Origin of the sequence: Crinalium epipsammum PCC 9333 (genome assembly GCF_000317495.1) — a bacterium.
Taxonomy (GTDB): Bacteria; Cyanobacteriota; Cyanobacteriia; order Cyanobacteriales; family PCC-9333; genus Crinalium; species Crinalium epipsammum.
Genome location: NC_019753.1, coordinates 1952430 through 1966460, shown reverse-complemented (window position 1 = coordinate 1966460; position 14031 = coordinate 1952430). Strand labels below are relative to the sequence as shown.

At 42.0% G+C, this 14031-nt stretch carries 14 protein-coding genes and 1 tRNA gene; 10 read left to right on the top strand and 5 right to left on the bottom strand.

The features are described 5' to 3' along the window. Positions 1 to 5: 5 nt before the first annotated feature. Positions 6 to 509 (bottom strand): hypothetical protein, encoded by a 504-nt coding sequence (locus CRI9333_RS08345; RefSeq protein ID WP_015202727.1) that lies wholly within the window; start codon positions 507 to 509, stop codon positions 6 to 8. Positions 510 to 943: 434 nt separating this feature from the next. Here CRI9333_RS08345 and CRI9333_RS26645 point away from each other — a divergent pair, with 434 nt between their 5' ends. The 8 genes from CRI9333_RS26645 (at position 944) to CRI9333_RS08310 (ending at position 8074) form a co-directional block, all read left to right on the top strand. Next, positions 944 to 1087 (top strand): hypothetical protein, encoded by a 144-nt coding sequence (locus tag CRI9333_RS26645; RefSeq protein WP_015202726.1) that lies wholly within the window; start codon positions 944 to 946, stop codon positions 1085 to 1087. Positions 1088 to 1281: 194 nt separating this feature from the next. Further along, entirely contained in the window at positions 1282 to 1593 is a 312-nt protein-coding gene (locus CRI9333_RS08340; RefSeq protein ID WP_015202725.1) for a hypothetical protein, read from the top strand. Between the two features lie 123 nt (positions 1594 to 1716). Further along, positions 1717 to 2874: a circadian clock protein LdpA gene (gene ldpA / locus CRI9333_RS08335; protein ID WP_015202724.1), complete on the top strand. Its 1158-nt coding sequence runs from the start codon at positions 1717 to 1719 to the stop codon at positions 2872 to 2874. Between the two features lie 19 nt (positions 2875 to 2893). Then, positions 2894 to 4636 (top strand): R3H domain-containing nucleic acid-binding protein, encoded by a 1743-nt coding sequence (locus CRI9333_RS08330; RefSeq protein ID WP_041225992.1) that lies wholly within the window; start codon positions 2894 to 2896, stop codon positions 4634 to 4636. Between the two features lie 176 nt (positions 4637 to 4812). After that, a tRNA-Gln gene (locus tag CRI9333_RS08325) sits at positions 4813 to 4884 on the top strand. A gap of 106 nt (positions 4885 to 4990) precedes the next feature. Continuing rightward, a complete protein-coding gene (locus CRI9333_RS08320; RefSeq protein WP_015202722.1) occupies positions 4991 to 5773 on the top strand; it encodes an HAD family hydrolase in 783 nt (260 codons plus the stop codon). A gap of 129 nt (positions 5774 to 5902) precedes the next feature. After that, on the top strand, positions 5903 to 7192 hold the full coding sequence (locus CRI9333_RS08315) for a DNA double-strand break repair nuclease NurA (RefSeq protein WP_015202721.1): 1290 nt from the start codon (positions 5903 to 5905) through the stop codon (positions 7190 to 7192). Positions 7193 to 7264: 72 nt separating this feature from the next. Then, a complete protein-coding gene (locus CRI9333_RS08310) occupies positions 7265 to 8074 on the top strand; it encodes an SDR family oxidoreductase (RefSeq protein WP_015202720.1) in 810 nt (269 codons plus the stop codon). Positions 8075 to 8118: 44 nt separating this feature from the next. Here the strand turns inward: CRI9333_RS08310 and CRI9333_RS08305 are convergent, their stop codons facing one another. The 3 genes from CRI9333_RS08305 to xseA all read right to left on the bottom strand — a co-directional run bounded on the left by CRI9333_RS08305 (position 8119) and on the right by xseA (position 10355). Then, positions 8119 to 8703: a Uma2 family endonuclease gene (locus CRI9333_RS08305; protein ID WP_015202719.1), complete on the bottom strand. Its 585-nt coding sequence runs from the start codon at positions 8701 to 8703 to the stop codon at positions 8119 to 8121. A 144-nt stretch (positions 8704 to 8847) separates the two neighbouring features. After that, on the bottom strand, positions 8848 to 9114 hold the full coding sequence (gene xseB, locus CRI9333_RS08300; protein ID WP_015202718.1) for an exodeoxyribonuclease VII small subunit: 267 nt from the start codon (positions 9112 to 9114) through the stop codon (positions 8848 to 8850). A 5-nt stretch (positions 9115 to 9119) separates the two neighbouring features. After that, positions 9120 to 10355: an exodeoxyribonuclease VII large subunit gene (gene xseA, locus CRI9333_RS08295; protein ID WP_015202717.1), complete on the bottom strand. Its 1236-nt coding sequence runs from the start codon at positions 10353 to 10355 to the stop codon at positions 9120 to 9122. Positions 10356 to 10664: 309 nt separating this feature from the next. On the opposite strand from xseA, the gene recA reads away from it, so the two are divergent. Continuing rightward, entirely contained in the window at positions 10665 to 11741 is a 1077-nt protein-coding gene (recA, locus tag CRI9333_RS08290) for a recombinase RecA (protein ID WP_015202716.1), read from the top strand. Positions 11742 to 12013: 272 nt separating this feature from the next. Then, positions 12014 to 13222: an FAD-dependent oxidoreductase gene (locus CRI9333_RS08285; protein ID WP_015202715.1), complete on the top strand. Its 1209-nt coding sequence runs from the start codon at positions 12014 to 12016 to the stop codon at positions 13220 to 13222. Positions 13223 to 13232: 10 nt separating this feature from the next. On the opposite strand, the gene CRI9333_RS08280 is transcribed toward CRI9333_RS08285, so the two are convergent. Continuing rightward, the gene (locus CRI9333_RS08280; RefSeq protein ID WP_015202714.1) at positions 13233 to 14003 is read right to left on the bottom strand and encodes an HAD family hydrolase; all 771 of its coding nucleotides are present in this window, start codon (positions 14001 to 14003) and stop codon (positions 13233 to 13235) included. Positions 14004 to 14031: the final 28 nt, after the last annotated feature.

Below are 14031 nucleotides of genomic sequence, written 5' to 3'. Positions count from 1 at the left end.
GCAAATTAGTAACCTAATGGTGGCTTTGGGGGAGAAACTACAGCCTTAGTTGTTGTCGGTTGTTGTTGAAGATGGCGTTGGGGTGCGGCTGTAAGAAAAATTGTCTTAGCAGGATCTGTTGGCACTAAACCTGTTTCTGGGTTTTCTGCTTGTTGAGCTAGCTGATTTTTCAGAACTTCGTTTGCTGCTGTCATCTGACGCTCTTGCCGTTGCAAGTGATCTAGTTTTCGATATTCCTTTGTCCACAACTGCTGGGTATACACTGTCAAACCATAAATTGTCAGCATTACAGTAACTAGAGAGAACATCATGATCTCCGAGCTACGCTGCATCATGATTAACGTTCTTAACCAGTTTGGATAAGCTTGCGAATAAGGCAAGTTTTCTAAGCGTCTACTGCGATTTTTAGATGGGATAGCAACCACCTGTGGCTGTGACCTAGTTTTTCCTTTACTATGCTGCGAGGAAACAGTGTTTTTGGGCTTTTGACGGTGAGGAGTAACGTACATATTCTTGACCAAAAATTCCAACAATTATCTATGGTAATTTAGTGATATAGATATAACAATATATGTAAAGTCAGGCAATCATATTCAATTCAGCCCATACTATCATGGTTATGATTGTCTTCTATTGAAAGTAGTATTTTTGTTGAGACTTATAAGTGTTTTTGTGATAACTTAAGCGGCTCGGTACTATATCAGTATGCCATGCGATCGCTATTGTAAATCTAATCACTGCATAAAGAATACTTGTTAGCTGATTACTTATTCGCCATCTAACTAAATCTTTCAGAACAAATGCTATACCCGAAACCAACCAAGAAAAGCTTGCATACGTCTAGGGAGATATAATGGAATGCGGTTATTTATGTTAAAACTACAAAATTAGGATAACCTAGCAGAGAATGCGTTTAACCGCAATTTATTAAACGAGGAGTGTTATGAACAAGAAATTGATTAGTGTACTTTTGGGATTGGGCTTAACTGTAGGTTTGTCTACAACATTGGTAGCTTGCGGTGGTGGTGGCGATGCTGGCGGCGGAGCATCCCCTGGTGCTTCTCCTAGCGCTTCCCCTGCTAAATAGTAAGGATGCTCGATTAATTAAGAATCTGCGCGGCAATATTTCCAGCACAGTGTAAAAGATGAAAGCCCTGACTCAGTTATTTATGCAAATACTGAGTCAGTCTGCTTTTTAGACATAATCAGTTTGAGCATTTGAATATGGGGGAGGATGATAAAAATTCATAAAATGTGCATAAAACAACTACCGCTTGGATTATGAACGGCATACAAGCAATAAATCTTAGTTTAATTACGAGCCTATTTATAAATTTAATTCCTCTAACAGTCCAGAAAGCCTGGGGTTTACCGCCAAAGGAAGATGTACCAGAAGAAGTGTTGCGTACAGAAATTATTACAGAGGCGCGATCGCCTATAGACGGTAAACTACTTAGTGCTGCTGAGTATGCCCAGCTACAAGCTCAACTACAAAGCCCAGGAGTTGCTCCGCTAGATCCTAAAATTAGGGAAACAATTTTTCTGCTCCGAATCAGGCAACTTTTCCGTTCACTTGGTATACCTATCCGTTAATCAATTATCAATTAACAATTATCAATGATCAGTTTGAAGATCGTTTATTTCTAGCGAGTTACTTAACGGCTAATAATTAATTGCCGCCTGTCAACCAGGGCAAGGAAGAATTAAGATATAAGGGTGACTAATTTGTACTATCCCTTACATTCCCTGAAGGAGGGTCACTGGTTTAAACTCATTTGCGGAGCCAGCTTATCTTACCTTCCTGCTGTTCGGAATCTTACTCTAGCTTATACTTTGGCGGGTGCTGATTGTATTGACGTTGCTGCTGACCCAGCCGTAATTGCAGCAGCGACGGAAGGTATAAAAGTTGCGGGTTATTTGGCTGATGCTGCAAAAGAACGTGGCTTTGGTGGGAATAATTCGCCCTGGCTAATGGTGAGTTTGAATGATGGGGAAGACCCCCATTTTCGTAAGGCAGAATTTAACCCTGCAAATTGTCCAGCAGATTGCACTCGCCCTTGTGAAAAAATTTGTCCAGCTAATGCGATCGCATTTCAAAATACAGGTGCTTCTATCTCCGGTGTAATCGACGAGCGTTGCTATGGTTGTGGTCGGTGTCTACCTGTTTGTCCGATTCAACAAATTGTCACTCGTTCATATATATATACTCCATCTGCTCTGGCACCATTAATTATCCAAACCGGAATAGATGCGATCGAAATCCATACTTCTGTGGGACATTTAGCAGATTTTAAACGCTTATGGCAGGCAATTTCCCCTTGGGTGGATCGACTCAAACTTATAGCCGTTAGCTGTGGTGATGGTGAGGGGTTGATTGACTACCTGTGGGCGTTGTATGAGGTAATGCAACCTCTGCCATGTAACTTAGTTTGGCAGACAGATGGACGACCGATGAGTGGCGATATTGGTGGTGGAACTACTCGCGCCGCCGTCAAACTAGGTGAAAAGGTATTAGCAGCAAAGTTGCCTGGATTTATACAGTTAGCAGGAGGCACAAATGCTCGCACAGTTAATAAACTTAAAGAGTCAGGCTTACTAAATACAAATTTGACAAGTGCAACCAATGCCAAACCTTTTGTGGCTGGTGTAGCTTATGGTAGTTATGCCCGCGTGTTGTTATCGCCAATTTTAGAAAAATTAGAAAAGATCGCCATAGATGAGGCTGATAATGATGCCTCACATATTTATAACCAACAACTTAATAGCAGGTTGGAAGAAACGCCCCAGCTATTATGGGAAGCGGTTGCGATCGCTCATTCTTTAGTTTCCCAGCTTAAATCATCAGTAAAAGGAACAATCACCCATCGTGGATGAGAACATCAGTTTAGGAAGAATGCAAATTACAGACGATCTCAGTAAATTGCTGCACATCTTGCCAGAACAGATACGTTCATCTTTGGAGAAGCACCCGCAGCAAGAAAGTTTGATTGAGGTTGTCATGGATTTGGGGCGACTTCCAGAGGCGCGGTTTCCCAATAAAGCTGAGTATCTGGGTGAAACTCCAGTATCCAAAGAAGATATAAATTATTGCATTCAGCGAGTGGGTTTGTTTAGCGGCGATAACCGAGCAGGAATCGAGCGCACTTTGCATCGGATCAGTGCTATTCGTAATCGTACTGGCGATATTATTGGTTTAACCTGCCGTGTGGGTCGGGCAGTTTTCGGCACTATTGCCATGATCCGTGACTTAGTGGAAACTGGCAACTCGATTTTGATGCTAGGTCGCCCAGGTGTAGGTAAAACCACAGCACTACGGGAAATTGCGAGAGTTTTGGCAGATGAGTTGCATAAACGGGTAGTAATCATTGATACATCCAATGAAATTGCTGGCGATGGAGATATTCCGCATCCCGCCATTGGTAGAGCCAGAAGAATGCAAGTTGCTCGCCCAGAACTGCAACATCAAGTGATGATTGAGGCAGTGGAAAACCATATGCCAGAAGTGATCGTCATTGATGAAATCGGTACAGAATTAGAAGCGCAAGCAGCGCGGACAATTGCCGAGCGGGGTGTGCAACTGGTTGGTACTGCTCACGGCAACCACATTGAAAACTTGATTAAAAACCCGACGCTATCTGACTTAGTTGGCGGTATTCAAGCTGTGACGCTGGGAGATGACGAAGCTAGACGCAGAGCTTCTCAGAAGACAGTTTTAGAGCGTAAGGCTCCGCCAACGTTTGAAATAGCGGTAGAGATGCTAGAGCGGCATCGTTGGGTAGTACACGAAAGCGTTTCGGATACAGTTGATACTCTGCTACGGAATCGTAAACCAAGTCCCCAAGTACGCACTGTTAATGAAAGTGGTCACGTGACGATCACACGGGAATTGCCCGAAGTTGCTCCAAAACTGGCTAGTTCATTACAAACACCAGAATCAGCGCCTAATGTGCGTGGGTGGCGCTCATCAGGGCAGATGCAACCAATGCCTGTTAGTAAAGCTGAGATCAAAATCCGCCCGTTGGCAGATGAGTTTGGTGAAGAAAACTCGTTTGAACAATTGTTAGATAGCTCTTGGCATCAGCAAGATATCTATGCGCGTGAGCATGAGATTAGTGGTCCAAATGGAGAGGATTTACCTTTACACGTTTATCCTTATGGGATTAGCCGTCAACAACTAGATCAAGTGATTGAAGTCTTAAACTTGCCAGTTGTGTTAACGAAAGAGATGGACAATGCTGATGCTGTGTTAGCTTTGCGATCGCACGTCAAAAACCACTCTAAATTGCGACACATCAGCAAGGCGCGTCATATTCCCATCCATAGCATTAAAGCCAGCACCATCCCTCAAATTACTCGTAGTTTGCGGCGAATGTTGAATATGGATGACTCCGGTGTGGGGGAAACAACTGATCTACGTTTGTTTAGTCACAACGGTAGCGAAGATGAAATTGAGGCACTTGAAGAAGCCAGACTAGCAGTGGAACAAATTGTAATTCCTAAAGGACAGCCAGTGGAGTTACTACCGCGCTCTCCTAAAGTGCGTAAAATCCAACACGAGCTAGTCGAACATTATCATCTCAAGTCCACCAGTTTTGGGGATGAACCCAACAGGAGATTGCGGATTTTTCCAGCTTGAGGTTAAAACCAGACAAACTAGGGGTGAAGCGGGTGTTTCCCCCTAGTGCGATCGCTATCTTTTTTTGATGAAATCACCCTTGAGGTTGTGCAGTCAAATCTATTTAATAAAAAATTTGGAAAAAGTACTTGACAGTTTTGGGTAACTACCTGTTAAGATAATTAAGGTGAACGCAATGGGGTGTCGCCAAGTGGTAAGGCAGCTGGTTTTGGTCCAGCCATTCCGAGGTTCGAATCCTTGCACCCCAGTTGAAATCAATTATCAATGAACAATTATCAATTATCAGGGTAATGGTGGGCTACTTATCTCTGCCATTGCGATAGTTCCCTCTTGAAATTGTTAATTGTTAAGACTATGCCTAACTTAGAGCCAACTATTTTAGCTTTAGATTTTGATGGTGTGCTTTGCGATGGGATGATTGAATATTTCCAAACATCCTGGCGTACTTACTGTCAAATCTGGACAGCAGATAGTCAGACACAACCAGAAAATTTAGCTGATAATTTTTATAAGCTGCGACCTGTGATCGAAGTTGGTTGGGAAATGCCTTTGCTGTTGCGGGCATTGGTTTTAGGTGTACCGGAAGAACAGATTTGGCAAGATTGGGTTGGAGTTGCCCATAAAATTGTATTAGACGAAAATCTTAATGCAGCAGAGATAGGCAAGCAGCTAGATCAAATTCGCGATCGCTGGATTGCTGAAGATGTAAACGGATGGTTGGCGCTGCATAGATTTTATCCTGGGATTGTGGTCATGTTGCGATCGCTGCTTGCTAGTTCTGTTAAGCCTGTGATTGTAACTACTAAGGAAGGGCGGTTTGTTGAGCAACTATTGCAGCAACAAAACATTAATATGCCTAGTGAGTGGATTATCGGTAAGGAGGTTAAACGTTCTAAGCATCAAACGTTACGGGAATTATTAGCAGCATCTATTGAGGATGCTAGTATTTGGTTTGTGGAAGATCGGTTAAAAACTTTACAAAATGTAGAACAGCAACCAGACCTGGAGGCTGTGAAATTGTTTTTAGCAGATTGGGGATATAATACACCCACGCAGCAAGCATCTATTAGCGATCGCAGCAGAATTAAATTATTATCCCTTTCTCAGTTTGCCCAAGATTTTTCTGCTTGGAATTAAATAACTTCTTTTTTCCCCCATCCGTCGATACTGGGGAACCATACTAACAAAGCCCGCCTGCGCGGGCTATAAGATCAAGGTGGATATAAATTAGTTCTCTTCATAATTGATCGTTAAGATTTCATAAATATGCTGGATTTAAATAAACTGGCGCGACATATGCAGGGTATTAGTCAGCACCTTACAAAAGAGGCTACGGCTAATCGTCAACGTTTGGAACGCGCCCAAGAAATGTTTGATGTTGCTAAAACGCGACAAACTGAACTGGTTAAGCAACAACAAACTTGGCGCGATCGCTTGTTATTTGCTGCTGCTACACCAGTTGAACCATTGAATACTCGCATTGATTTAGAAGTTGCGCCCAAAATCCACACTGTCATCGCTACAGATGGTTCTCAAATTGCTCCGAGTCACCATGAAATCGCCTATTGTTATTTAATTAATGTTGGTCGGGTGATGCTGCACTATGGGCAAAGTGTGCATCCATTGTTAGACAGCTTACCAGAAGTGTTTTACAAAGCTGAAGATTTGTATGTTTCTCGGCACTGGGGTATCCGCACAGAAGAATGGATGGGCTATCGTCGCACAGTTTCAGAAGCGTCAGTGTTGGCAGAATTAGCTTGCAACTGGCTAAATATCCCTACTGAGGAACCTGGGAACGAAGCGGAATCAAATGTGCTAAGTTCAGATGCTAATAATTTAAAATCTATATCCCCAGACAGAAGCGTAGGAACGATCCAAACTCCTGAAACGAATGTGCCAACTTTGGCAATGGTAGATGGTTCGCTGATTTACTGGTTTTTGGAACAATTGCCGACAGAAGCACGCGATCGCATTTTGCCACCGATTCTAGAAGCTTGGGAACAGTTACGTTTAGCTAAAGTTCCTTTAATGGGTTATCTAAGTGCTACTCGTAGTATTGAATCAATCAACTTTTTGCGCTTACCAGCTTGTACCCACCCAGCACCGAATTGTATGAGTTTTTGCGCTAATTTGGAGCGCACACCTTGTCAAATTTTCGATTCTCTACGAGATAGCAGTTTGTGGGCTTCTCACTTAGAACCAGGACAACGCAGTTGTTTGTGGCGTAGTTCAGCAAAAATTCTAGATTTGTATGATCTGCATTATGTTTATTTTTGTTACGTCCATGTTGGGACAGAAATCGCTCGGATTGAGATTCCGGCTTGGGTAGCTGAAGACTCAACTATGTTGAACCAAGCTTTAAGTTTGATGTTGGCACAGGTACAAAAGGGATATGGCTATCCTGTGGCGTTGGCAGAAGCACATAATCAAGCAGTGGTACGGGGAGGCGATCGCGCTCGTTTCTTTGCTTTACTAGAACAACAAATGATCCGCGCTGGAATTAGAAATGTCGGTACGTCTTATAAAGAAGCGCGGAAGCGGGGTAGTATAGCTTAAATCAGTAAACAGTAAAGTTGGGAATTGTTTCACATTTTAACTGATCGCAAATGATTTTTTAGAACAGCAAAAATGATCTTTCAAAATAAAACTATTATCATTACTGGTGCTTCTGCGGGAATTGGTAAAGAATTGGCAATTACATTAGCAAAACAAAGTGCTAACTTAGTTCTTGCAGCACGTAACCAAGCTGCTATTGAAGAAACTGCATCTATTTGTATTCAAAATGGCGGTAAAGCTATTGCTGTTCCTACAGATGTAACAAATCCTGAAGATTGCCGAAAATTAATAGAGACTGCAAAAGATACTTTTGGTGCTATTGATGTACTGGTAAATAATGCAGGTATATCTATGTATGCCCTTTTTGAAGAGGTAGAAGACTTATCTCTTTTTGAGCAACTGATGAAAGTCAACTATTTAGGATCTGTTTATTGCACTCACTATGCTTTGCCTTATTTAAAAGCTTCCCAAGGGCTGATAGTTGCTATCTCCTCACTAACTGGAAAAATGGGTATTCCCACTCGTTCCGGTTATTCAGCAAGTAAACACGCGATGCAAGGTTTTTTTGATTCTTTAAGAATTGAGTTGCGTGATACAAAAGTAGATGTCTTAGTAACTTGTCCTGGTTTTGTAGCTACAGATATGCGTCAGCGTGTTTTAGGAACAGATGGAAATGTTATATCAACCAGTTTAGGTAATGAGTCGTCAATGGCAATGCCTGTCTCCGAATGTGTCAATCAAATCATTCAGGCAATGCAAGCACGAAAACGAGAATTAATAATGACTCCTAAAGGACGCTTTGGGATGTGGTTAAAGTTAATAGCACCTAACTTTGTAGATATGATGTCTGCGCGTGCGGTTCATTCTCAAAAAAGAAGTTAAAAAGGTTTTTATTAATAAAAATTTTAGGGTTATTTTAACTCTAGCTAAGGTGTAATCAAAGGGAAAATTTTAGATAAATCTAACGATAAATCAGCAAGAATAGGTAAATAAACTATTTGATTAGGCAGAAAAATGCGCCTAACACTATAACCAAAATTTCCTTGCAACTCTTGATATGGTTCGCTGTAAGCTTCTAAGTGATTTTCAACTAAATTAAATATCCAATAATCAGAAATACCTGCTTCAGCATAGAGAGGTAATTTAACCTCTTGGTCATATTTTAATGAAGAGTCTGCAATCTCAATTACTAATAAAACATCCGATTTATTTGGATGAGAAGATAAATAATTATCATGGTTTTTACGCACAATTACAAAATCTGGTTCCGGTTCGCTGTTTGACGGTAAAGTAATTGGATCTTGGCATTGCAGTTTTGCTTTACCTACTACAAGTAAGACTAATTCCTCTAATAAATTTCTACAACAGGTTGTATGGCGTGTACCTTTAGCTGCTATTTGAATAATTTCTCCATTAATTAATTCAACTCTGTCGTTTTCAGTAAGAAAACCGAGTTCTACTAAACGATGGTACTCATCAATTGTGAAGCGTTTTGCAGTAGCTAAAATCATATTTCCAACCGAGTTAAAGTAACAAATGGAATGTAATGATAATTAGATTCATTAAACTTCTGGTAATAATCAGTAATTCATCTGTGTTTATCTGTGTGCATCTGTGGTTAATTATCTCAAATTAGACTAAAGCTACGAAATCTCTTAAAAAGACAAGTTTTCTGCATCTTTTTCTAAAGTCTCAATAAATACATCCATTTGTTGTTGTCGCTCCGCTAAAAATTTTTCACAATGGCGCAAATATTCTGTAGCTGCTGCAAATTCATCAAAAACATCAGCTAATTCCATCTTGCCTGATTCAATCTTGTTAATAATTTCCTCAACTTTAGCTACGGTGGTTTCATAATTCCAGTTTGCTTGGTTAGGAATATTATTTATCTGGGTATTTTTGCTATTGTTTTGTTTATTCATAAGTTTTAATTTTTATGTGAGATTTCAATAACTTTGACTTTGACTTCGCCTTGCTCTAACTGAATGTTTAATTCTTCTCCTATTTGTAGCTGATTTGTAGAACGAGCGATCGCACCATCTTTCCTCACAACAGCATAACCTCGTTGCAATACTGCTTTAGGATCGAGAGTAGCTAATTTTTGCCGTAGCATCTGACAATGCTGAGTTTCCCTCTGTAAACGCCATGATGTTGCTTGTAATAGTCGGTGGCGCAAATCAGATACGGTTTGCTGTTGTTGCTGTACTTGTCGTTGAATTGGTAAACGTTGCAAGCGATTTTTTAACCTTTGCAGTTGCTCATTAGATACCTGCAAACGTCTATGGACAGCATTATTAAGTAATTTAATCCGTTGTCGATGTTCGGCTATAAGTGTGCTAAGTTCTGGAACTACTTGTTCAGCAGCAGCAGTAGGTGTATGAGCGTAAGCATCTGCTACTAAATCAGCTAAAGATTCATCGCGTTGATGTCCAATCCCAGTAATGATGGGAATAACTGAAAGTGCGATCGCACGCGCAACCCGCTCATCATTAAAACAAGCCAACTCTTCAACCGCGCCCCCTCCCCGCGCTAAAATTATCACCTCTGCTCTACCATCTCGCACTACCCGCTCAATTGCTGTAACTATAGATCCAGGCGCTTGTTCACCTTGAACTATTGCAGGGGAAAATAAAACGTGCAAACCAGGATATCTGCGTCTGAGGGTTTTTTGAATATCGCCCCATGCAGCAGCTTGTGGGGAAGTCACCACAGCAATAGTTTGGGGATGAATGGGAAGCGATCGCTTTCTTTCTTTAGCAAACAACCCTTCCGCCTCTAATCGGTTGCGTAGCTGCTTATAGCGCAACGCTTGCAACCCTTCTCCCGCAGGTAAAGCTTGCCAAACAGTTAGTTGATAATTTCCCTTTTGGGGATAAATCCGAATACTACCTAAAACAATTAACTGCTCACCCGCTACAGGCTGTTGTATCAGTTTATCTTGCTGACTACTCCACGCCACACAACTAATAGCTGCTTTAGTCTGTGGATCTTGGAGAGTAAAAAACACCCCACTGCGATGCTTATTAGTACTGGAAACTTCACCAATTACCCAAACCTGTCGCAGTTGTTGATCTTGCTCTAAAAGATCTTGAATATAGCTTGTCAACCCACCGACTGATAGAGCGGTATCGGGAATTACGTTAGGAACATTATAAGTATTCATGTATTTATAACCTTTAAAGCAGCCCAGGAGGCAGAGGAAGCAGGAGAAGCACAGTAAAATAAGAATAGTGTTCTTGCTGACTTGTGACTGCTGACTGGTGACCCCTCACTTCTCCCACTTTAATGATAAAATTAATACAAATGTACCATTTAATTCCAAGCGATCGCTTAGAATGGTAGAAGGCACACTCACACGCGCGATCTTTGATTGTATAGATTTGCACAGACACGGCACAGCAGTTAGCCCAGAGTATCTAAACTAAAGTAAATTTCCGCATCTTCACATCTCAACCTAGTTCTTGAGGCATTAATGGCTATCGAAATTACTACAACCAGTCCCGAAAAGCAAAAAGCCCTAAATTTAGTGCTGAACCAGATTGAAAAATCATTTGGTAAGGGAGCCATTATGCGCTTGGGAGATGCCACCCGCATGAGGGTGGAAACAATCCCTACTGGCGCAATGACGTTAGATTTAGCATTAGGCGGTGGTTTACCGAAAGGGCGGATTATTGAAATATATGGTCCAGAGAGTTCTGGTAAAACCACACTAGCTTTACACGCGATCGCAGAAGTACAAAAAGCTGGGGGTGTTGCTGCCTTCGTTGATGCAGAACACGCCCTAGATCCCGCCTACTCTGCCGCCCTTGGTGTTGATATTGGAAATTTGTTAGTTTCCCAACCGGATACAGGCGAAGCTGGGCTAGAAATAGTCGATCAACTTGTGCGTTCCGCAGCCGTTGATATTGTAGTTATTGACTCCGTAGCTGCATTAACACCCCGTGCTGAAATTGAAGGTGATATGGGTGATACCCATGTCGGTTTACAAGCACGTTTAATGAGCCAAGCTTTACGGAAAGTTGCAGGTAACATCGGTAAATCTGGCTGTACGGTAATTTTCCTTAACCAACTACGACAAAAAATTGGTATTTCCTACGGCAACCCAGAAACTACAACTGGCGGTAATGCCCTGAAATTTTATGCTTCCGTGCGTTTAGATATTCGTCGCATTCAAACTTTAAAGAAAGCTAACGAAGGCGAATATGGTAATCGCGTTAAAGTTAAAGTTGCTAAAAATAAAGTTGCTCCTCCATTCCGCATCGCAGAATTTGACATTATTTTTGGCAAAGGCATTTCCACTGTTGGTTGTCTAGTTGACATTGCAGAAGAAACTGGAATCATTACTCGCCGAGGTGCTTGGTACAGTTACAACGGTGACAACATCGCCCAAGGTCGAGATAACACGATCAAATACATGGAAGAAAAGCCTGAAATTGCCAAAGTAATTGAGCAGCAGGTAAGGGACAAATTAGATACCGGAGCGGTTGTTTCAGCAAATTCAGTTGCTCATGTTGAGGATTCTGAGGAAGACTTTTCAGATGAAGAATAACTAATACTGAGATATTGCACCTTTTAAATTACTCCCTTCCCGCTATGGCGAATACCTATTTTTAAAACCGCCAAGACGCAAAGAACGCCAAGGAAGGAGAAGAATATAATCGGTAATGTTTTAGTGGGAAGGGAGTAAGAAAGTGCAAAACCTCCAACTTTTGTTCCCAGGCTCAACCTGGGAGCAATTTTATTTTGACTTGAGGCTCCCTGCCCGATACCAAGTAAGATATGCGATCGTAGAATTAGATTGATTCTTTGTCGGTGAACGTGATGATTGAAGGAAATTCGAGCAGTAATGTCGTAGATATTGCCATCATCGGAGCCGGACCAGGTGGACTCTCTGCTGCTCATGCCTTAGCGCGGCTTGGCTTCTCAATCAGAGTTTTTGAGCGAGCCAAAGTGTTACGACCGATTGGTGCTGCATTGGGAATGGGTGAGATGGGCTATGCTGCTCTAGCGGAAATCGACGCAGTTCTAGCGCAACAGGTGCGGGAGTCGGCAGTGAATCCCAAACGACAGGTATTGATGCGCCCAAATGGGGAAGTTCTTTTCGCAGATGAATCTCCACTCGCAGGGACAGACTTTACCTGGCTAGGCTGGTATAACCTACAGACCTGTCTTTATCAAGCACTACCCGCGACAGTATCGTTGCATCTCAACCATAGTTTGATCGGTTTCACTCAAACTTCAAACCAGGGCAAAGAGCAATTGTGCCTGAAGTTCCGTGAACAGGAAGATGTCTATGCCCGACTTCTAATTGGTGCAGATGGTTACAACTCGGCAGTGAGAAGTATCACTGTTGCAGATGGAGCGCCTCTTTATACAGGAACCATGACCTGGAGGGGTATTGTGGAGCGCAAAAAATTAGCACCACTGGCAGACCCTTTCGTTGAAGCTGCTGGATTTCAACTTGTGGTTGGAGAGAAAAAGAATTTCTGGATCATGGATACGGGTACAGAATTGCTTGCTTGGGGTGGCACAGCACTACAATCAAATCAGGAAAAAAGTTCATCGGCGCTAAAGACAGTACTCCAGGTCTTCGACCAGTGGACTCCTCTGGTTGAACGGGTGATTCGGGCTACTGATCCTGAATCAATCATTGAAACTGGTGTTTTCGATAGGGAACCCGTGCAGCAGTGGGGGAACTGGAAGAATGTGACTTTGTTGGGTGATGCGGCACACCCAATGCGACCATCGTTGGGATTAGGCACAACTATGGCTCTACAGGATGCGGTAGCCTTAGCTAAGATCCTAGCCTCTACTGATTTAAGTGATGGGGAACAACTAGGTGATGCGCTGCGTACTTATGAGCAGGAGAGAATTGCCATCACTGCGCCATTACAGCGCCTAGCTCGCGAGGGAGGTGCTGCTTCCCACGCTGAAGACCAGGCGGATCGCCTGAAAGAAGGTTTTGAAGCCGCGCTGGCAGTACGCAGGCAAGCACCCCACACTCAAACCAACTTGTCCCAAAAAAACTGACTTGAATTAATCAAAACTGCAATAATAAATTTGCTAACTCAATAAATCCTTGTTCTTCTGGAGCAGTAGTAATATAAACAGGTAAATGTTTCAAAGTTGAAGCGTATTTTAAAATATTTGCTACTCCTACAGAAAAGGGAAATTTAGATAGATCAAATAGTGATTCATCATTAGGACTATCACCAATAGTAACTATTTGATTTGTAGTTAAATTAATAAATCTGGTTGAGATTAATTTTAATAAGCTAGTAGCCTTATCTTGATTTATCGGTTTGATGTGACACTGGACATTACTGTAAGTAAATCCCCATCCATTTTCTGCACAAATATCTGCCATTTGTTGCAGTTCTAATAAACTTAACTGTTGGATGTCAAATGTCCAGTCAGTAAGGCGAAAGCAATTATCCGCCGACTCTGTTATTTGAGGAAATTGGATTTTTAGTTGCTGGAAAACTTGAGATAGCTGTTGGCGATGCTGTAATAAATTGGGAATGGGTATGAGAATTTCGGGATAGTCGCTATCTTGAGGATAAAATATACCACCATTTTCTGCGATCGCACCCGCAATAGGCAAGTAACTTTTAATTCCCTGTACCCAACCAGCACTTCGTCCTGTAACTATAATTACCGCAATCTTAGCATCAGCTAATGCTTCTAGCGCCTGAAGTAAAGACGAGGTAAACAAGCCATCTCTTGTCAGCGTACCATCCATATCGGTAGCAACAAGGCTAACCCCTTTAAGATTTGAAGCAGAGGAAGCAGAAAGCGGCGTTAATGACATATTTAGCTATAGCAATTTTCAGTCAAGT